The 242-nt window shown below is 67.4% G+C and carries 1 protein-coding gene; it reads left to right on the top strand.

Annotation, left to right across the window (positions count from 1 at the left end; genetic code table 11):
* Positions 1–219, top strand: a 219-nt coding sequence (locus SB822_RS60235; RefSeq protein ID WP_410859531.1) for a hypothetical protein, incomplete at its 5' end; no start/stop codon positions are given.
* Positions 220–242: the final 23 nt, after the last annotated feature.

The raw sequence follows: 242 nt of genomic DNA, 5'->3' as shown, positions 1-242 counted from the left end.
ACCGGCATGCTGCTGCTGGCTTCGGCGCCGCTGGTCGAGGACGCGCTGTACCAGCTGAATTTCGCCCTGCCCGATGCGCATGGCACCCACGTCGCGGTCGGCGTGCACCTGCTGTGGCTGGAAGAGGCACATGCGCCCGGCCAGCAATGGGCAGGATTCCGCTTCCTGACGATCAGCGACGAACACCGCGAACGCCTGCGCGACTGGGTAATGGGATAGGGCGTGACCCATCCCGCTGCGCG

Source organism: Paraburkholderia sp. SIMBA_054, from assembly GCF_046534875.1.
Classification (GTDB): domain Bacteria; phylum Pseudomonadota; class Gammaproteobacteria; order Burkholderiales; family Burkholderiaceae; genus Paraburkholderia; species Paraburkholderia hospita.
This window is presented reverse-complemented; position numbering and strand designations above follow the sequence as displayed.